Below are 19008 nucleotides of genomic sequence, written 5' to 3'. Positions count from 1 at the left end.
AGAGACAACGCGCCGACAGCATCGCCCCTTTGGGGCGGGATTCAGTACCGCTGGTATAAAGCATCTGCACCGGCTCATCGTCATCAATGTCGACATCTGGTGCGATGGCATTTGGATGCGCCATCCAATCTTGCACGCATTCCCATCCGCTCGGTGTCGTTTGCAGCGTTTCGCGAATGGCACCCTTGAGCTTGAGCGTGAGCCCGGCTTCCGCGATGGCGGCATCTGCGGTGGCAACCAACGCGTCTTCTGCGATCAGGCCGCACGCCTCCGCATTGTCGAGGATGTACGCGACCTCGGCGGCATTCAGCATGAAATTGATCGGCACCATCACCGCGCCGAGCCGGGCAAGCGCAAAGCGTACAACGACAAACGCATGGTTGTTGTGCGACAGCATGGCAATGTGATCGCCCTTGCGCACGCCGCGTTCTGCCAAGGCGTTCGCCATTCTGTTCACCATGTCGTCCAGCTCGGCGAAGCTTTGTCGAAGGTCGCGATAGACGATGGCCGTCTTGTTCGGCATCCGCACCGCGCTGCGGTACAGCAGATCGCCTAAACGATGGCGACGGGCGCTTTTCAGCAGTCTCTCGATATTGCCTTCGGTACGCATCGGTTCTTTCCCTGCATTGCAGTTGTCGGGCTCAAGCGCGTCTGACAGACCGACTTGGCGCACGCCCATCGGCCAGCCAGACCATTCTCATGCCCTACAACTTCATCAGCGGTGGAGCGTGAGCCCCCTCAAACCTACCATCCGCACGCCACTGTGCGAGCATTTTGTAGAATTTCAGCGCGCCTTCCGGATAATGGCCCTGCATGACGCCCGGTTCACTTCAAATCCGGCGGCGAAGATCAGGTAGTACAGCTCATATGCGACACCGTCGACCACGACGCCCTTTTCGGTCATGCGAAAGAGTCGGAACCCACCTTACCGCACGGCATCATGTCCTTTACAGGAGTTTGGTCACATCAAAGGGCGGCATGATGGACGTAGAGGGCGCGGGACAAAGAGGGTTATCGAACACATGCTCTTCTGCCGCCGCCGTATCGAAAAACACTGAAATGCAGCCGATGCTCTCGCCATCCGCTTCGATCAACAGCCCATATTGCTGCACATGATCGGGACTTCCACCCTGCGCGAGCACGACCGCTGCTACGCCGTCCGCCGCCGCCACCCGCGTATATTGCAGGCCGTCAGCGAACATCGTCTTCAAGATTGTCAGATCGGTCGTGCAGCCCGAATAAGGCGTGGAGCCAATCACCCTGATCTCGGCCCGTGGGCTACAGCATGCAACAGCCTTTGGGAAATGCCGCGCCGCCAGCGCATCCGCGAATGACTGTGCGAGGATGACCATGCCATCACGCGTCAAGGCCGATGTGATGGCAGGCGCATCGAGATGGAAAGGCATAGCGGGCGGCAGGCGCGGTGTCGTCAGCCGGTGCTTGAATAATTGGGTTTCGACCATCACCGTATCGAACATTTCGACGATTTCAGCGATGAGGCCCTCTTCATAGCGAAAGATCTGGAGATAATATTGGTCGTAACGACCCCCGTCTTGCGCCGGCAGGCCGCCATGCAACAGGCCCACCGTCAGATCGCCATCGACGATCACCAGCCGGGACCCCTTCACATAAGGCTCAGACCCGACCACCAACGGCCCGAGAACATGTTGTCCCATATGGGCATAAAGGTCATCACGACCTTGGAACCGGCCGGAGACGAGGCTCCAGCCGGACATCCAGCAAATGACATCAGGTGAATGCAGCGAGACGACATGGGCAAAGTCGCCCTCGCCCATCGCGCGGTAATAATCTTCCATAACCGCGCGATGGCTCAGCTTTGTCATCATTCAACCTTTAGAATTTGAAGCCCAGTTGCAACGTCACTTCACGCGGGCGATCGATATAGCCGAGAATATCGGCATTGGTGCCCGCACCGGTGCCGGTACCCGCCCCGGTGGCAGGGCGATCGCTGCCGCCCACCACGACATATTTGTCGGTGAGGTTCTTGGCCAGCAAGGCGATCGACCAGCTATTATCCTCCTTATAGAGACGGATACCGGCGTTGATCTTGACATAACCCTTTTGCAGCGTGCCCGGACCTTCGGTTTCACTGAAATAATATTTGGACACGCCGGTGAAGTCCGTCGACAGGCCAAGCATCATGCCATTGCTGACAGGGGTGTCATAGCTGACGCCCATATTGCCGCTCCAATCAGGGGCGCGCACGGTGGGTGCACCACCCAGATCCTGACGGGTATAGGCAGTTCCGACCAGCGCCAGATTGCACCCGTCATTAATTGTCTGACCGGCATAGCAGGCGGACAGATAATCGCGATAGCGCGCCTTGTTATATCCAAGCCCGGCACGCAGCATCAACCCGGTGAGAGGCCGATACGCCACATCGATTTCCGCCCCCTTGGTCCGGGCAGAACCTGCGTTGAACACCTGATAAGTGACCTTCGCCCCATCGAAAATATCGACCTGCAGCCCCTTATAGTCATAGAGATAGATCGCGCTGTTGACGGTCAGTCGTCCATTCAGGAACTCACCTTTCGCACCGACTTCGCCGCCCTTGACCTTTTCCGGTCCGAAGGAAAAGTCGGATTCGACCGTGCTGGAGCTCAAGATGGCGGGCAGGCCCAAACCACCCGATTTATAGCCCGTCTTGTACGCGGCATAGAGGGTGGTGCTGCCCGTCGGATGATAGGTCAGCGTCGCTTCCGGTGAATAATTATTGTCCTTGAATTTCGACGAGAATTCCTTGAGCGGGAACAAGGCGGAAATCAGCGGATGCACATAGATATTCCGTTGATCGACATTCTTGGATTCACGCGTCCACCGGATACCCCCCGCCAGTTCGATCTTGTCCGTCAGCTTGGCAATCACCTGCCCAAAGGCCGAATAGGTCTTGGTCGATACTGCGCCGGTTTTCGAAATGCTCAGATAGCTGCCGGTCGCCGGATCTTGCGGCAGGGCGGCAATACGGAAGGACTGGCCATTGTCGAGCGACGTATCTTGATAGAACATGCCGACCATGACGTTGATCGGCGAGTCCAGGGTCGTGAGCGCCCGCACTTCCTGTGTGAACGACTTATATTTTTCCGCCTGCGAACCGACATTATAGGCGTAGCTCGTTTTCTCGAAGCCGTTCTGGAAATATTTGAGATTATAATGGAAATAGCCGGTCACGGAGGTCAGCTTCAACGCATCCGAGCTCCAGTTCGTCGTCAACGATGCCAAGATCGGCTTGTAGCTGGAATATGAATCGCCATCGCCCCCGGCGATAAAGCCCTTCATCATTTCCCTCGGCATATAGGCCGCCGCGACATGACGATCCTTTTTGCAATCCGAATAGGGATCGACCAGCCCGTTGACCGGGCCGCCGCCGCAATACACGATTTCGCCATTGGTCCCTTCACCATTGTCCTTCGAGACACCGGTGGTGAATTTGAAATTCATGTCGAGGGCATCGGTCGGGTTGAACGCCAGTGTCAACCGGCCCATGATTTCACGTTCTTTCGGCCCCCATTTGTCGGCAGCCCGCATGTCGAGGCCCGTTGCAGGCTCCCATGCCGGCAGCGTTGTGGCAGGCACATTGTGCATCCAGCCGCGTGACCGGCGGGCCTGAAACGCGATGCGCGCGCCCAATGTTTCGGTGATCGGACCGGAAACATAGCCGCTGCCCAGCCATTCGCGGGCGACGAATTCATAGCCCACATTGCCACCCACCGACAATTCCTTGGTCGGATTGGCCGAGGTCATCGAAATCACCCCGGCGGGGCTGTTTTTCCCGAAGAACAGCGCCTGCGGCCCTTTCAGGATTTCGACCTGCGCCAGATCGAAATAGCTCTGTTGCAACGACCGGCCACGACCGGTCTGCACGCCATCGACGTTGATCGCGACCGACTGATCGAAACCGGTATCAAGGGTGGAAGACCCGATCCCGCGAATGACGAAGGAATTCCCGCCGCCGCTCGCCTGCTTGGCGACGCTGACCTGCGGCGCGAGCTGGGCGATATCGGATAGGCTTTTCGCGCCATAGCGATCGAGATCGACCTTGCTTAATGCGGTGACGGCCACCGGCACGTCGATCAACCGTTCGGTGCGTTGCCGCGCCGACACGATAATATCGCTGGCATAGGTTTGCGTATCATTATCGGCAGTGTCCGGCTTTTGCTCTGCATAAGCCGCCATCGGCATCAGCGCCACGCAGGCGGTCGCGGAAATGAGTGAGCGACGAAGTGTTCGCACAGGCATCTTATCCTCCATTTATATTTTTTAGGATTTCAGAATTAGCTGGTCACGTTCCGCAACAAACTACCTGCACCACCGGGTGGGTGTGTGATGCCTGCACTACCCCCTCGCCACGCGCGCCACCCACACCCCGGCCAGATCAGCGGGCAGTGAAGCCGCCATCGACATGCAGTTCCGCCCCGGTCATGAACGACGCATCCGAGGACGCCAGAAACAGGGTCGAACGGGCAATTTCCATCGGGTCCGCCAGACGATCCATCGGGTGCAGCGCGCGCAGCACATCGATCTGCTCGGTGGTCAGCGTCTCCGCCACCGAAGGTGTCCGCACATAGCCGGGATGGATCGAATTGACGCGAATGCCATTGCCCGCCTCGGCACATTCGAGCGCCACCGCTTTGGTCATCATCGTGACCGCGCCCTTGCTCGCGCAATAGGCCGCCGTCCCCGCATTACCGACCGTGCCATACATGGACGACATGTTCACAATCGCCCCGCCGCCGCCGCGCGCCATCAACGGGATCGCGTGCTTCATCCCGAGAAACACCCCATCGACATTGACGGCCATCAACCGGCGCCAATCCTCCAGCGCGATCTCAGTGATATTTTTCAACCAGCCATAGCCCGCATTGTTGACGAGAATATCGAGCCTGCCAAAACGATCCTCGATCATCTTGATCAGGTCACGCCAACCCTGTTCATCCGCGACATCATGATGGACGCCGATTTGCCCAAGGCTATTGGCATGATCGTCCAGTTCCGGCCCCAGCACGTCCGTCATCACGACCTGCGCGCCCTCTTCGGTGAATGCACGGGCAATCGCGCCGCCAATCCCGCGCGCCGCACCCGTGACAAGGCAGATTTTGCCCGCGAAGCTATCCCGCGCCATGATCAATAGCTCAACGGCTTGGCGACCGGCCCGCGCGGGGTCGCCAGTGGGTTCTTGAAAAGTGCGCGTTCAGCCAATGCCGTATCGAAAAACGCATGCATCTCGATCACCTTCCCATCCTGGAAGCGGAATATCTCGCAATAGGTCTGGTCGTAATTGTCGCCGGACAGGGTCGGCCCGCCCCCTTCCATGATGGCGACTACTCGCTCATCATCGGCGCACATGATTTTCCAGTTTTTGGCGAAATGCATCTTTTCGGGCACGAGCGCGCCGTGCACCTGCGCCGCGATCAGCTCGTCCGTCACCATCGACTTGCCTTCGAGACGACCGGATGCCGGGGTCGTGCCCAACATATGGATCACGATATCGTCATGATACATATTTTCGACCGTCTCCCATTCGCCGTTCGACATGGCCGTGAAATATTGGTTGAGCAGGTCGATATTCTCCTGACGATTCATGTCCGATTCTCCTCTTTTGATTGTCGTTATTTATTGCGGCGACGGCTGCGCCATGGCGCGCAATATGTCCGCCTTGGTCGGGTTCTTGCGCAGCAAGAGCCCGCCGCTCACATGCAGATTTTCGCCGGTCATGAAACAGGCATCCTCGGCAAGGAACAAGGCCGCCGCCGCAATGTCCTCGACCGTGCCGATCCGCCCGAGCGGCGATGTCGCGGCGAACTCGGCAACGGCGGCAGGCGATTGCCACAGACCTTCCGTCATCGGTGTCCGGACCGCACCCGGCGAGATCGAATTGGCGCGAATGCCGCGCGCGCCGAATTCATCGGCGACGCTGCGCACGACCTGATCAATCCCCGCCTTGGTGCCGCGATAGGCCGCATAATCATCGAGCAGGACAGTCCCGGCGGCAGAGCTGATCTGGATGATAGAGCCGCCCTGCACCATCGCCTCGACCATCACCTGCATGAACTGGAACGGCCCTTTGAACTGGACCGCATAGAGGCGCGCCAGATCCTCATCGCTTGTTTCCAGAAACGGCACCGACAGATTGAGCCCAACGCAATTCACGGCCACATCGATCCGGCCATGCACGCCGACCACCCGATCAGCGAGCGCCTGCAACGAAGGCCGCACCGTAATGTCGCACTCGACCGCCAGCGCCCCCAGCTCCTGCGCCAATGCGTCCAGCGACGCCATGCTGCGCCCGCTGATCACGACTATGGCCCCCTCCGCCGCGAAACGCCGGGCGATGGCCTGCCCCATATTGCCCGCGCCGCCCGCGCCCAGCACCAATGCGACCTTGCCTGCAAGCCGGCTCATGCGCCCAATACCCATGCCAGTGCGCGCGCCAATACCGCGCGAAAGCCGGGGGCCTCCCATGGCCCGCGCGTCACCGGCCCCTCCGCCATCAAGGGAAGGAAATCATAGCGTCCGCTGCTATGGCCGAGATTGAGATACAGCACCTCGCCTTGCCCTTGCTGCCGCAGATACATTTGCGGATGGTCGATCGGTTCTGGCCAGTCGCCGCGCACATAGCCGGGATTGCTGCCCGAAAAACGCGCCGACAACAGGACCTCGCAAGGCCCGGTCAACTCAACGATATAGGGCTCATCGACCACATCGAACGATGAAAGCCCGCGCATCAGCGGGTGATCAGGGGCCGCCACCTCGACATGCATCGACCCCAACAGCAAATGCGCGATAAAGCGGCTGCCCAGCAGGTGGGTGAAGCGCGGATTGGTATCGGTCGTATCCACCTGTCCGGGAATTTCGATGCCCTGCGCGATGATCGGCGGGCCATCGGTAAAGCGGATCAGCGCATTACTGGCATGCATGGCAAACACCCGCCCCCCACGCTCGACAAACGCCTCCAGCGCCCCCATTTCCGCGTCCGAAGGCGAGATATTGCAGGTATAAACAATCAGCGCATCGGCCTGCTTGATCTTGTCGAGGTCGGAAAAATCATCCCCGACCGTCACCCATGCACGATCATCCTCATGCAGCGCCTTGAGCAGTTCAAGCCGGACATAATTGGTGTCATGCGTGGGGGCCCCACAGATGAGATGCACTCGAACGACAGTCATCGGCGGGACTCCACAATTGTCGGCACAGGTATCAATGACCGCTATGCGCGTCCGGTTCCACCGGGTTGCTGGCGAGCAGATCGCGGATTGAGCGACCGCTGATCAGTTCGGCGATATTGTGATGGAAATGGGCAATCCGCCGTTCGTCGACGCTGAGAATAGCACCCTCGAAACTTTGCGACCGCTGGCCATTTTGCACAAATTCGACGAGATCGACATCCTGGCCGAGCACCTCGTTCACCACCGGATGCTTGCGCACCCCCCATTTGAGAATGTCCTCCACCGGCTCTTCGCCGCCGCGCACGACCCGATGTTCATAGGGCGGAACGGTTTCACCTTCTTCCAGCGTCGCGCACATGATGAAGTCGAAATACATTTTCTCCGGATCGCCGCTCGGATGCGGGCGATAGCGCAGCGCGACGTAGAATTCCGGAAAGAGATTAAAATGGGTGCTGGGGAACAGCTGATAATGATAGGCATCGGAAAGCTGGCTATCGGTCAGATTTTCATACGGGAATACCGACTTGCCCTGCTTGGCGCGCTTGGCCTGCTGAACGGCGGCGCGCACATCGGTGGCCTTGCCCGTGAATGTCGCCGGATCGATGCCATTGGCGGACAGCAGATTTTCCAGTGACGGATTGAGCTTGACCTGTTCCGGGTAGAGCTTGCTCGGCCTGCCATATTCATTGACCATATAGCTATGGATATTGAGGAGCGTGATCGGCGCATCCTCATTGCCCCACGCCAGAATTTCGGAATGCAGCGTCTGGAAGTGATAGCTTTCGTTAAACGCATCGAATGTCGTCTTCCAATTGCAGCCGAATTCGAACGTCTTGTAATCGATGATCGTCGCCCGCTCCATTTTATAGGCGTCAAGCTTCGGGCCGATCGGGCCGAGATACTCCATCAGCGACGGTGCTTCGTCATCAAGCGTATACCACAGCCAGCCTGCGAAACTCTCTACCCGAAAGGTCTTCAGGTCGGCGCGACCGGGTTCGCTCAACACATTTTCGTCAAAACGCTCACGATAGGGGACATGGGTCAATTCGCCATTGAGATTATAGCACCAGCCATGAAAGGGGCAGTGGAACTGATTGACGAAGGTCGGGCCGTCCGCGTTCAGCAACAACCGGCTCGCACGATGGCGACAGACGTTGAAAAATCCCTTGGCCTCGCCCCCATCGGTGCGGACGAACAACAGGCTCTCACGGCCAAGCGAATGCACATACACATCGCCGTTTTCCGCGACTTCTTCGACGCGCGGCCCCATGTGCCAGGCCTTGGACCAAAGATGCGTCCATTCCTGTTCGGCCCATTCCTTTGACCAATAGGAAGCCGGGTCCACCTGAAACTCTGGCGCCTGCGTCATCGCTCTCTCCACTATATTTCTAAGCCGTGCCGTTCGGCATCTCTGCGCCATCAGGGTTAGCGGGCATATTCGCCGCTATAACCACCCGCTCATGGGGGTGGCTGGTGTGGGTAGGGGACTTTAGGACCACAATCAGCGCAGTTGAATGCCCGCCAGCTCCGCGCGGCGCTTGATGCCCGCTTTTTCGAACACATTCTTCAAATGCCATTTGATCGTGTTCTCGCTCACATGCATGCGTTCGGCGATCTGGCGATTGGTCAGGCCCGCACGGGCAAAGCGAATGAGCGCGATTTCGCGTTCGGTCAGGGCGTTCTGTGCTTCCGCCGCCCCGGCATTGGCCTCCTCGCGCGGGCGGGCAAGGCGCGGGTCGAACGCCTCGCGCAGCATCTGCAACAGCCGCGCCTTGCGCCGATCCGTCCGGCCACGCCCCTCCTGCGCAATCGCGTTCAACACCTCGGCAATGTCGCTGCCGCCATCCAAAATCGTGCGGAAAATACCCGCCCGGGCAGCATAGCCCAGCAAGCGATCCAGCAACCGCACCGCCGTCTTGCGCTTGTTTTGCCGCCACAAGGCGCGCACCATCAACACCGCCCAATGGAAAGCGCGCAACCGCCAACCGCTACCCATATCGATGCGAATGGCCTTGACGAGCAACGCCATCGCATTTTCCGGCATGCCCAGCACGATATCGAGATGCGCCTGCGATCCCAGCAACACCGTCTCGACATAGGGCCGCTGGCCATCATCGGGATCAAGCCCTTGCATCAGATCATCCAGCGCACGGATATAGGCCGTCGCCATGCGGGTATCGCGATTGTCGAGCGCGACGATGATCTTCTCCGCCAGCACATCGACATGGACGCGCAGCAACTGCACCGCCGGTCCTGCATCGAGAATGCGTTCAAGGCTGGTAATCGCCGCGCGATATTGGCCGCGATGCGACAAATCCCGCGCCTTGGCGCGATAGGCATGGAATCTGGCATCGGTGAACAAATGGGCATGGAGCGACCATGCATAGCCGGCGATCAACTCCTGCACCCGCGCGATGTCATTGCGCTCATAACAGGCGCTGGCCAGCAAGCCCGCCGCCATCACCCCGCCGGTCGAATTGGGGCTGATATCGGTCTCGGCCTTTTTCACGGCCCATGAAAAATTCGCCTCCGCCCGCCGCACCTGACCATCGCGCAGGTCGATCAACCCCAAGATGCTGCGGCTGTAAATCGCCGCATAGGGACTGTTCGCGCAGAAGTCGGGCAAATAGGCGCGCTCAAGCACGATCCGGGCGCGGTCCGCCTGCCCCGTCAGCGCGAGGCTGAAGCTGATCGAATTGTCGATGACATTTTCAAACCAGTCATTGGCCCCGGCATATTTCTGCCGCCAGATCCGCCCATGCACGCTGACTTGATGGAAATCATCGCGCATCGAAAAATGCATGATGCGCAGCGCGGACATATTGGCATCAAGCTGAGCCGCCAGCGCAGGCATCGCAACGAGATCCTGTTCCAGCAGCGCCAGCATCTCCGCCGCCTCATCCAGCCGATAGAGCAACGACAGCGCCCAAGCGACGGCCAGCAGCGCAATCGGATGCCGCCGCAAATCGGCCAAGGGCAGGCTCGGCAGCCACGACTGCAATTCGGTGATGTCGCCATCCGAAATCATGGCGATGCCGCATCGTTCGATCAGCAGGATCGCACGTTGAATGTCCCCGCCATCCACCGCATGCGCCGCCGCGACCGTCAATTGGCCCTGCGCCTCGAACCAGTCGCAGCAGCGCCGATGCAGCGCCGCGACTTCTTCCGGCGCAAGCAGCGAATGCGCGCGCGTTGCCTCGACCAGCAACGGCGCGGCGCAATAGGTGCGCACGGCCTGATGCGGCAGGAGAGTCAGCAGGCCTTGAGCCTCCAGTTCATCGAGATAGGCCGCCGCCTCCTCATCCCCGCCCAAGGACAACATCAGATCATGCACCAGACGGCGCGGCGTCAACATCACATCCAGCGCGCCCCGCGCGTCATCGGACAGGCCGGCAAAAACCTCCTGCTCGAAATAATCGAGCAGCTCCCGGCTCTTGGCGAAACCGTGACTGTTCGTCGCCTTGGCCGGCGTGCGGACCTTGTTGCGCGCCAGCAACCGCAACCCTGCCACCCAGCCGCGCGTCCGATGCCACAGCTCGCGCAGTTCCGCCATTTCGGTAATCGGCAGCCCCGCATCCGCGACAATTTCCGGCAATTGCTTGAACGCAACCTCGAAATCCTGATGCTTGAGATCGACCAACAGGCCGTCATTGCGCAGCTTCGCCAATTTGAGCCGAGTCACGGTCCGCGACGCCATTACGATCCGTAGATTTTCGGGCGCGAGGTCGATCAACCCCTGCAATTCCAGCAAAGGCACATGCGCGTCGATGTGATGAATATCGTCGATGAACAACACGACCGCGCCTTCAAAGGCAGCCACTTCGTTCAACGCAACCGACAGGATCATACCGGGATCAATGCCATGGCCCATCAACAGCGCCGCCGTCGCGCTGCGATCACCGATCACGCCCCGGACAAGGCTGGTGGCGATGATCCGCGAGATCGCGCCCGGCGGCTGCATCAGGGGCGGAACGCGCAGCCAGCAACAGACATGCGCATTGGCCTGCATCTCGCTGAACATCCGGGTCATCAACCGAGTTTTGCCGCTGCCCGGCAATGCGGTCAGCATCATGAAGCGATAGTCGCCGAGCAAATCCGCCGCAAAATCCAGCGCAGGCGGCGAGACCCATTTACCCCGAAACTTGGGGACCACAGCGCAGCTCGCTGGCAACAAGGTCGCAGGATAATGCATTGAATGGCTTCTACGCCCCCTCCATTTTATACGCGCTGGACTTTAGTGTCCGATCATTATTGCGTAGTAAAACTATTATATTTTAAGGCACTTGCACATTGTACAAAGCACCATTGAGCCAATCATGCCTATAATGGATGAAGGCTATTTATCTGATGCTATGCGGCCTCAAACTAATTGTCCAGCAGGCTATAATAACTGCATCGCATGTGACCGATTTGCAACGACATTGCGCCCGTCATCATCAAGCAGCAATATCATGACGACCGAAATGCATTACCACAATTCGAGCAGAAATTCGCCGAGAAATGCCGGGTATCAGCGCCACATGTCGGGCAGGGCTGGCCAGACTGGCGGCGGAACGCCAGTTCAGTCGTCACGATACCGGTCGGCACGGCCAACGTACCCCATCCGACCAACATCATCATCGACGAAATCAACCTGCCGAGTTCGGTCTTCGGCGCGATATCACCAAAGCCCACCGTCGTCATTGTCGTAATGGCCCAATATATCGAGGTGGGAATACTGGTAAATCCATTTGCCGGTCCTTCGACCACGTACATGACCGATCCCATCACGACCACCACCATGATGACTATGCTCAGGAAAACCGTGATTTTTCGGGCGCTCGCGATCATGGCGCCACTCAGCAGCTGGAACTCCCCGATATAGGCAGTCAGCTTAAAAATGCGGAAGATGCGTACCAAGCGGATAACCCGCACATCGATCAGCACATGGATCACAGGGAACAGCAACGCGGTGTAAGTTGGCAACACCGCCAGCAGATCAACGATACCGTAAAAACTGCCAGCATATTTCATGGGCCGGCGCAAACAGAGTACGCGCATGCCATATTCAACAGTGAACAACAGGGTAAAAAACCATTCCAGAACAGTAAACATCCCTGCCCAGCGCGCATGGAGCGCTGGCACGCTGTCCATGACGACTGTCAGAATACTGGTAACTATCGCGACAATAAGCGCCTTGTCGAACAAGACGCCCGCACGCGTATCCGACTCAAAAACAACCTGATATACCTTCCTCCGCCAACCGGCGTGAGGCTCGCCATATTCCAGGTTGCTATATGGCAGGGTCTGATTCATCCTCATCTGATACCATGACGGACAAGGATCGCCAGCACCCGCGATCTGCTATCGGCACATTCGCGAATATGCCGCCAAAAAGGTGCGCATCACTCTAATGAACATATACCCCCCGAATGTTTCTATCCATTGTGTTGGTAGACTGGCCGAGCGTACAAGAATATCGCATTGGCCATCATGTCGGGGATGAGGTTGAAGTCATGGAAACGATCGAAAATCTGAAAGAACGCGTGGCATATGAAAAGTCGCGTGAAGGCTATCCCGAGGGTTTTCCTCATTTACCTGACCTACCTGCCGAGCGTTATATCTCCCCGGAATTTTATGAGCTTGAACTGAAATATCTCTGGCAGCGCAGCTGGCTCTATGCCGGACACAAGGACCAGTTTCCACAAGTCGGTAGCTTTCTCGCCTTCGACGGCGTCCCCGGCATGCCCGTCATCATCGTGCGGACGGAAAACGGTTTCAACGCCTTTTATAACACTTGCTCACACCGCGGTGGCTGCATCGTGCAGGAACGTCAAGGCACCTGCCTCGGCAAAAGATTGGTCTGCGGCTATCACGCGTGGACCTATAATCTCGACGGCGATTTGCTCGGCGTCCCCGACAGCCGGGATTTCGATGGGCTGGACAAATCAAAGCGCGGCCTTGTGAAGCTGAAATGCGAAACATGGGGCGGCTGGATCTTTATCAACGCATCAAACGACGCAGTCCCGTTGCAGCAATATCTCGGCGCCTTGCCCGCCCAGATTGAACAATTCGACATCGACAATCTCAGTTACATCACAAGCTATAGCTATGACGTGGCGTGCAACTGGAAAGTCCTGATGGACGCCTTTGCCGAAAACTATCACTTCGTCTCGGTCCATCGGGGCAGCGTGGGCCTGCCGGGTCCGAAATGCGCCGTCGATCATTATGGCACGGTGATGTCGCTGTTCAAGAATGGCCATTCCCGCAATATCCTGCCGTGGAATGACGGCTTTCAGCCTGCAGCCGATGTTTCGGAAGAAACCGGTTTCAGCATGGGCATGGGCGGGATTGCGGACATCCCGAGCGTCGGCCCGATCCCGCGGCAATTCGTGACAGCGTTCACCGCTTTCCCGAATCTCACCACCCCGGTCTATTCCAATGGCTTCCCGCTGCTGCTGTTCTGGCCCACCGGGATCAATACCAGCCGCTTTGATGTCGTCTGGTTCGGCATGCCCCATGGCGAAGAAGAATTACCAGAAGCGTGGAAGCAAAAGATCGAAGCTTTCAACTTCATTCTCGATGAGGACCTGACATATCTGCCTAGCGTTCAGGTGTCTGCGGAATCGCCTGCGTTCAAGTCGATCGTCCTCAATTATCAAGAGCGCCGGATCTATCACGCGCATGAACAGATCGACCGCGTCATCGGCCCGGAACATATTCCCGAACGACTTCGCGCCCAGCAGGTCCTTGCGCCATTCGTCGAATAGAGCATCGCGACCGGCATCAATTGCGGAATCTGAATTTCGTCCCGCCGCGCTGGCGGGACGAACTTCAGATTGATCAGGCTCAGGACACCTTCATCGGTGACAGATCGACGCCGGGACCGCTCGCTTGACGCCAGAAGAAGCGATCGAATGTTTCCTGTGTGGCGGTGGCGATGTGGGCGGCATCGTCGGCGACGAATTTCTTCATCATCTGATCGGCCTCTTGTACCGCAGGGCGCGCTTCGATCCGGTCCATCCAGGCGTGCAGATGCGGCAGGTCGGCCCATTCCATGCCGTGACGCTCGCAATACAGCACCCAAGGATAGGTCGCGATGTCGGCGATCGAATAGCCATAATCGGCGAGCCAAGGCCGCTTGGCCAATTCGGCATCAAGCAACCGATACAACCGGGCCGCCTGTTCGCGATAACGTTGTCCAGCATAGCTCTGGGCATGATCGGGGGTGATCAGGAAATGATTATGCTGACCGAAGATCGGGCCGATATTGCCCATCTGGAGCATCAGCCATTTCATCACCTGATAGCGGTCGGCACCATCAGCGGGGAGCAGATCCGGGCGGCCATAGGCCTCTGCCAAATAGATCAGGATTGCACCGGATTCGAAGATCGGATCGCCTTGTGCCGGACCTTCCGGATCGACCAGCACCGGCACGCGGCCAAGCGGGTTCAAAGCAAGAAACGCAGGTTCGAACTGCGCGCCGTTCAACACGGCAACATAATGCTGGCTATAGGGCAGATCGAGTTCGGCCAGCATGATCGCCACCTTGCGCACATTCGGGCTGCCGCAGCCATAAAGTTCGATCATGTCGGTTCCGATCCTCATCCTGTTATTGTTGCTTGACGCAGTCCATATATCTGCGGGACCCAAAGGGCGGTGTCAAAGCAAATGGCCGGATGCGCCCTTGCGATTGGTGGATATTATTTCGCCAAGATCACCGTCGATTTCTGAGAGGGGCCGGCAACAGATAGAACCGGCGATGCGGCTATATTGCGTGGCGGCATAGGCCGGTTCAAATCTTCTGCCCCATCTCGCCACGACCAAGTGAAGACAAAGTCTATTTTATTTGATAGCTTGGTGGAATTCGAGGCTTAACCAGCCGCCCAATCAATGAATTTAGCGTAGGATGCCCTGCCGTGGCGAGCTGTGAAGACCAAGATCAGCACAAACGGAACCAGTTCGTCGTCGACGCCATGCATGTCGGCACATGGGAATGGAACGTCCAGACGGGCGAAGCCGATTTCAATGATCGCTGGGCTGAAATCGTAGGGTACAAGCTCGACGAATTGCGCCCGCTCTCTATCACGACATGGTTGTCACTCGCCCATCCCGAAGACCTCGAACACTCTAGCCAAGCCCTTGAGCGGCATTTTTCTGGTCAGGATGCCTTTTACGAGATCGAGGCCAGAATGAAGCACAAGCTTGGCCATTGGGTGTGGGTCCTTGATCGTGGCAAGGTCATCAGCTGGTCCGACGATGGCAAGCCCTTGCTCATGTATGGCGCCCATCTCGACATCTCCAGCCGCAAGGAGAGGGAATTCGCACTCCGGCAAAGCGAAGAGCGTTTCCGGGCATTGATTGACGTTACGTCGCAGATTGTATGGTGCAGTGACGCACAAGGAGAGCTGGAAGAATTTGATCCAAGCTGGGCCAGCTATACGGGCCAGTCCCGCGAAGAATGGCTAGACGGGGGTTTTCGAAATGCCATCCATCCGGATGATCGAGACGATTTGATGGCGCGATGGCATCAGGCCGTGGAATCCGGCTTACCAACGAATATCGGCCTATTTCGCCTGCATCATGTGTCTGGCCAATGGCGTTGGAATATTTCACGCACCACGCCCGTTCATGATAGCGAAGGCAAGATTATATCATGGATAGGCATGTACACAGACGTGCATGAACAGCATGAATACAAAGTCCAGCTTGAAGAAAATCAGTCAAACTTAGAGGAAAAGATAAAATTACGGACCAGCGAATTGGCCAAGGCCAAGATTGAAGCTGAAAATGCTAACCATGCGAAGAGCCAGTTCATCTCCAATATCAGCCATGAATTACGCACGCCACTATCCGCATTGATCGGATATGGGAGAATACTTCAGAGTGCTCGATTGGATAAGACGGCACGCGATCAATTGATAAAATTAAACAAGGCGGGCGAGATATTGTTCAGCCTTATCAATGATGTGCTGGACTTTACGAAACTTGAGGCCAACGAGCTGCAACTCTCGCATGAGACATTCAACCTGCGGCACAAATTGTTAAGTCTGATCTCTATCATGGGCATTAGCGCGGATGAGAAGGGGCTGCGCCTGATTCTCAACCCCTTACCGCCAACGCTTGCACGCTATTATGTCGGCGACCCCATGCGCTTGCGCCAGATTCTGTTCAACTTGATTGGCAACGCCATCAAATTCACCGAACAGGGCGAGGTCCGCGTCCGAGTCAGCCCCCCCTCGCCTATAAGCAGCGACAAGCACAGGCTACGTTTCGAAGTCATTGACACCGGCATCGGCATTGCGCCAGCAGATATACCGAAGCTTTTCAGTCGGTTCAGTCAGGTCGACGACAGCAACACGCGACAACATTATGGGACGGGTCTTGGTCTGGCGATCGTCAAGGAATTGGCGCACCGCATGGGCGGCAGCGCCGGCATAGAAAGCGTCGCCGGCGTCGGCAGCACATTTTGGGTGGAGATTATACTCGACCTCACCCCTGATGCATCGCCACCGCCCGCGGTCGATCAAGCGCCTATGGCCGATAGCGTCGTTGTGCCTACGCTGGAGGGCGTCCGCATCCTTGCCGTCGATGATAGCGAACTCATCCTTGATGTGATCGATGTTATTTTGAGCGCAGCGGGCGCTATTGTGGAATGCTGCCCTGATGGCCAGCAAGCCTTGGACCGGCTGCGTGATCCTTCCTATAGCTGCGATTTAATACTCATGGATATTCAGATGCCCGTGATGGACGGCAATGAACTGGTCGCGCACATCCGGCGCGATCAAAATCTAAGCCACCTTCCTGTCATCGCGATGACCGCCGGCGCGACCCAAACCGAGCGCGAAGAATCGCTGGCTGCCGGCGTCGATGAGTATATCACCAAACCCTTTGAGCCAGACCAGCTGGTCAATATCATTCGTCAAACGTTGAATAATCAAAACCCCCCAAGCATATCGAACGGGAAAGCGGAAATATGAACGGGGAGACGAATAAACCTGCTGCTGCAAGCTTGGCGCAGACGCCCCACCCCCTTGATCAAGCGCCCATCGCGCGTACAGGGTTGATCTGCATCGTCGTGCCAATAGGACATGATCGGCATCAGCATTTGTCCGATCCATTTTTCCTGCCCTTCCTCGGTCATCTCATGGACAGCCTGGACGCGCATGGCTACGCTATCACGATCACCCGCGCCAATTCGTCGGACAACCCCAATTGGCTTGCTGAATTGGCTGATCATCGCAAATGCGATGGCCTGCTGGTGATTGGTCAGTCTGACCAGTTCAATCAGATCGAGCAAGTAGCGGCCTATTACCAGCCGATGGTCGTATGGGGCGCGCATGTCGCCCATCAGCGACATTGTTCGGTGGGTTGCGACAACATCCTTGGTGGCGAGCTGGCGGTGCAACATCTGATTGCCAATGGGGCGCGCTCTATCGCGCTCATGGGCAATGATGAGGCGCTTGAGGTCGCGCAACGCTTTAGCGGCGCCGAGCGCGCGGCGGCGGCGAGTGGCGTCAAATTGCGGCGTTTATCAGTACATTTTGCCCGCGACGAGATGAAGGATGAAATTGCGCAGCATCTCGAAAATGTCGGTGGGATTATCGATGGGATTTTTGCCGCATCGGACCTCATTGCCATCACTGCCATGGAATGGCTGCACAAGCACGGCAAAAAAGTCCCGGCAGATGTCTGCGTCATAGGCTTTGATGATTTACCAATTGCGGCGAATGTTCATCCACCACTTACATCCATCCGGCAGGATGTTGCGCACGGTGCGGCTGCCATGATTGAAAAGCTGCTGGCCCGGATCGGCGGCGCTGATACCCCCTCTTTGGTGATGAAGCCGGAACTGGTCATCCGGGGGAGCACGCGCGCAACATAGGCGCTGAACCCGAGCGCGCTCAAACCATATGACTTAATAAGGGAAGGCCGCGCATCGAACAGGTTCAGACGGTAGGATCGTCCATGAAGATGTGCTGATCGACCGATACCGCCATCGCGCCCACATTCAAAAATGGCAGGCTGATTGGTACATCATAACGGGCGACCACATTGAATTCGATCGTCCCCGGAATGGCCGCGACGGCTTCCGGCGTGACCGTGACGTTCAGATTATCGCCCTTCAACAGATAAGGCGATGCCGTCACCCGACTGCGGACAAGGCCCGCAATCTGATCGCCGGACAGCGGGGCTGCGGAGGCATTCAGAAACTCGACCGACGCATTGCGCGCCACATCAGCCACCGCCGACCGCAGTGCGCCACGCGACTGGAGCACCAGTCCGAACTGCAACACCGCAAAGAACAGCCCCAACAATATAGGTGCGGCAAGGGCGAACTCGACTGCCGCCGCCCCACGATGATCCGTCGCAAATCTGGTGAACAAGGGTCGCATGTCAACCGATCTGCACTTCACGCGCAATATTGAAATGGACGCCGCTCAAAAACCCGATCCCGCCATTGCCGGGACCAAATTGATCCTGCAACTGGATCGTCAGCATATTCGAACTTTGCTGCCCCAGTTCGCAGACCGTGTCTGGGGCCTGAATCGGCCCATTATTGCACCGGATGCCGAGTCCTAGGGTGATCTGACCCTCCGGCACATGCGCCAAGCGCGCGCCCGCCGTCCGCAGCCCGTCGAGCGTCAGCGCAGTTGGCGGGGTCGAGGCCGCAATATTGGCCAGCTGGGCAGTCGCCTCTTGCATCTCCAGCCGCCGTTGGACCAACAGGCTGACATCCACCATGCCAAGCATCAACCCCGCCAGCACCGGCGCAACGATCGCCAGTTCGATCATCGAGGTGCCGCGATCGTCGCGGATCAGACGGAGAAATTGCGCTTTCATC

Annotated in this window: 16 protein-coding genes; 3 read left to right on the top strand and 13 right to left on the bottom strand. The window is 57.7% G+C overall.

Annotated elements, in window-relative coordinates:
• The 10 genes from K6117_RS12470 to K6117_RS12425 all read right to left on the bottom strand — a co-directional run.
• On the bottom strand, nt 1-610 hold a 610-nt coding region (locus K6117_RS12470; RefSeq protein WP_221795587.1), incomplete at its 3' end, for an AMP-binding protein.
• Nucleotides 611-947: 337 nt separating this feature from the next.
• Entirely contained in the window at nt 948-1847 is a 900-nt protein-coding gene (locus K6117_RS12465; RefSeq protein ID WP_221795584.1) for a nuclear transport factor 2 family protein, read from the bottom strand.
• Nucleotides 1848-1854: 7 nt separating this feature from the next.
• Complete coding sequence (locus K6117_RS12460) at nt 1855-4257, bottom strand: TonB-dependent receptor (RefSeq protein ID WP_221795581.1); 2403 nt, start codon at nt 4255-4257, stop codon at nt 1855-1857.
• 136 nt (nt 4258-4393) lie between these two features.
• Complete coding sequence (locus tag K6117_RS12455; RefSeq protein WP_221795578.1) at nt 4394-5140, bottom strand: SDR family oxidoreductase; 747 nt, start codon at nt 5138-5140, stop codon at nt 4394-4396.
• Nucleotides 5141-5142: 2 nt separating this feature from the next.
• A complete protein-coding gene (locus K6117_RS12450) occupies nt 5143-5601 on the bottom strand; it encodes a nuclear transport factor 2 family protein (RefSeq protein ID WP_221795576.1) in 459 nt (152 codons plus the stop codon).
• Nucleotides 5602-5631: 30 nt separating this feature from the next.
• On the bottom strand, nt 5632-6420 hold the full coding sequence (locus K6117_RS12445; protein ID WP_221795573.1) for an SDR family NAD(P)-dependent oxidoreductase: 789 nt from the start codon (nt 6418-6420) through the stop codon (nt 5632-5634).
• A complete protein-coding gene (locus K6117_RS12440; protein WP_221795570.1) occupies nt 6417-7184 on the bottom strand; it encodes a ThuA domain-containing protein in 768 nt (255 codons plus the stop codon). The genes K6117_RS12445 and K6117_RS12440 overlap by 4 nt, the downstream gene beginning before the upstream one ends.
• Before the next feature lie 31 nt (nt 7185-7215).
• On the bottom strand, nt 7216-8553 hold the full coding sequence (locus K6117_RS12435) for an aromatic ring-hydroxylating oxygenase subunit alpha (protein ID WP_221795567.1): 1338 nt from the start codon (nt 8551-8553) through the stop codon (nt 7216-7218).
• A 132-nt stretch (nt 8554-8685) separates the two neighbouring features.
• Nucleotides 8686-11376 carry a LuxR C-terminal-related transcriptional regulator gene (locus K6117_RS12430; RefSeq protein WP_221795563.1) on the bottom strand — a complete coding sequence of 897 codons (2691 nt, stop codon included), beginning with the start codon at nt 11374-11376 and terminating at the stop codon, nt 8686-8688.
• Between the two features lie 257 nt (nt 11377-11633).
• Nucleotides 11634-12479, bottom strand: coding sequence for an ion transporter (locus K6117_RS12425; protein WP_221795560.1), 846 nt, complete (start codon nt 12477-12479; stop codon nt 11634-11636).
• Between the two features lie 116 nt (nt 12480-12595).
• Between K6117_RS12425 and K6117_RS12420 the strand changes: the two genes are divergently transcribed.
• Nucleotides 12596-13933, top strand: coding sequence for an aromatic ring-hydroxylating oxygenase subunit alpha (locus K6117_RS12420; RefSeq protein WP_221795557.1), 1338 nt, complete (start codon nt 12596-12598; stop codon nt 13931-13933).
• Nucleotides 13934-14012: 79 nt separating this feature from the next.
• Here K6117_RS12420 and K6117_RS12415 read toward each other — a convergent pair whose 3' ends face one another.
• A complete protein-coding gene (locus K6117_RS12415) occupies nt 14013-14771 on the bottom strand; it encodes a glutathione S-transferase family protein (RefSeq protein WP_221795555.1) in 759 nt (252 codons plus the stop codon).
• Nucleotides 14772-15082: 311 nt separating this feature from the next.
• Between K6117_RS12415 and K6117_RS12410 the strand changes: the two genes are divergently transcribed.
• Together K6117_RS12410 and K6117_RS12405 are read left to right on the top strand one after the other, a co-directional pair.
• Nucleotides 15083-17143 (top strand): hybrid sensor histidine kinase/response regulator, encoded by a 2061-nt coding sequence (locus tag K6117_RS12410; protein ID WP_221795552.1) that lies wholly within the window; start codon nt 15083-15085, stop codon nt 17141-17143.
• Entirely contained in the window at nt 17140-18048 is a 909-nt protein-coding gene (locus tag K6117_RS12405; protein ID WP_343211789.1) for a substrate-binding domain-containing protein, read from the top strand. Before K6117_RS12410 ends, K6117_RS12405 begins: the two co-directional genes overlap by 4 nt.
• Before the next feature lie 64 nt (nt 18049-18112).
• Here the strand turns inward: K6117_RS12405 and K6117_RS12400 are convergent, their stop codons facing one another.
• Together K6117_RS12400 and K6117_RS12395 are read right to left on the bottom strand one after the other, a co-directional pair.
• Nucleotides 18113-18559: a TadE/TadG family type IV pilus assembly protein gene (locus K6117_RS12400; RefSeq protein ID WP_221795545.1), complete on the bottom strand. Its 447-nt coding sequence runs from the start codon at nt 18557-18559 to the stop codon at nt 18113-18115.
• 1 nt (nt 18560) lies between these two features.
• Nucleotides 18561-19007 carry a TadE/TadG family type IV pilus assembly protein gene (locus K6117_RS12395; protein WP_221795542.1) on the bottom strand — a complete coding sequence of 149 codons (447 nt, stop codon included), beginning with the start codon at nt 19005-19007 and terminating at the stop codon, nt 18561-18563.
• Nucleotide 19008 lies beyond the last annotated feature (1 nt).

Origin of the sequence: Alteraquisediminimonas sediminicola (assembly GCF_019740335.1) — a bacterium.
Classification (GTDB): domain Bacteria; phylum Pseudomonadota; class Alphaproteobacteria; order Sphingomonadales; family Sphingomonadaceae; genus Alteraquisediminimonas; species Alteraquisediminimonas sediminicola.
This window is presented reverse-complemented; position numbering and strand designations above follow the sequence as displayed.

Coding starts and splice junctions, on each gene's coding strand:
- K6117_RS12425 (WP_221795560.1), bottom strand. CDS start 12,479: ATGAATCAGACCCTGCCATATAGCAACCTGGAATATGGCGAGCCTCAC.
- K6117_RS12435 (WP_221795567.1), bottom strand. CDS start 8,553: ATGACGCAGGCGCCAGAGTTTCAGGTGGACCCGGCTTCCTATTGGTCA.
- K6117_RS12395 (WP_221795542.1), bottom strand. CDS start 19,007: ATGAAAGCGCAATTTCTCCGTCTGATCCGCGACGATCGCGGCACCTCG.
- K6117_RS12445 (WP_221795573.1), bottom strand. CDS start 6,420: ATGAGCCGGCTTGCAGGCAAGGTCGCATTGGTGCTGGGCGCGGGCGGC.
- K6117_RS12440 (WP_221795570.1), bottom strand. CDS start 7,184: ATGACTGTCGTTCGAGTGCATCTCATCTGTGGGGCCCCCACGCATGAC.
- K6117_RS12450 (WP_221795576.1), bottom strand. CDS start 5,601: ATGAATCGTCAGGAGAATATCGACCTGCTCAACCAATATTTCACGGCC.
- K6117_RS12400 (WP_221795545.1), bottom strand. CDS start 18,559: ATGCGACCCTTGTTCACCAGATTTGCGACGGATCATCGTGGGGCGGCG.
- K6117_RS12430 (WP_221795563.1), bottom strand. CDS start 11,376: ATGCATTATCCTGCGACCTTGTTGCCAGCGAGCTGCGCTGTGGTCCCC.
- K6117_RS12455 (WP_221795578.1), bottom strand. CDS start 5,140: ATGGCGCGGGATAGCTTCGCGGGCAAAATCTGCCTTGTCACGGGTGCG.
- K6117_RS12460 (WP_221795581.1), bottom strand. CDS start 4,257: ATGCCTGTGCGAACACTTCGTCGCTCACTCATTTCCGCGACCGCCTGC.
- K6117_RS12415 (WP_221795555.1), bottom strand. CDS start 14,771: ATGAGGATCGGAACCGACATGATCGAACTTTATGGCTGCGGCAGCCCG.
- K6117_RS12420 (WP_221795557.1), top strand. CDS start 12,596: ATGTTTCTATCCATTGTGTTGGTAGACTGGCCGAGCGTACAAGAATAT.
- K6117_RS12405 (WP_343211789.1), top strand. CDS start 17,140: ATGAACGGGGAGACGAATAAACCTGCTGCTGCAAGCTTGGCGCAGACG.
- K6117_RS12465 (WP_221795584.1), bottom strand. CDS start 1,847: ATGATGACAAAGCTGAGCCATCGCGCGGTTATGGAAGATTATTACCGC.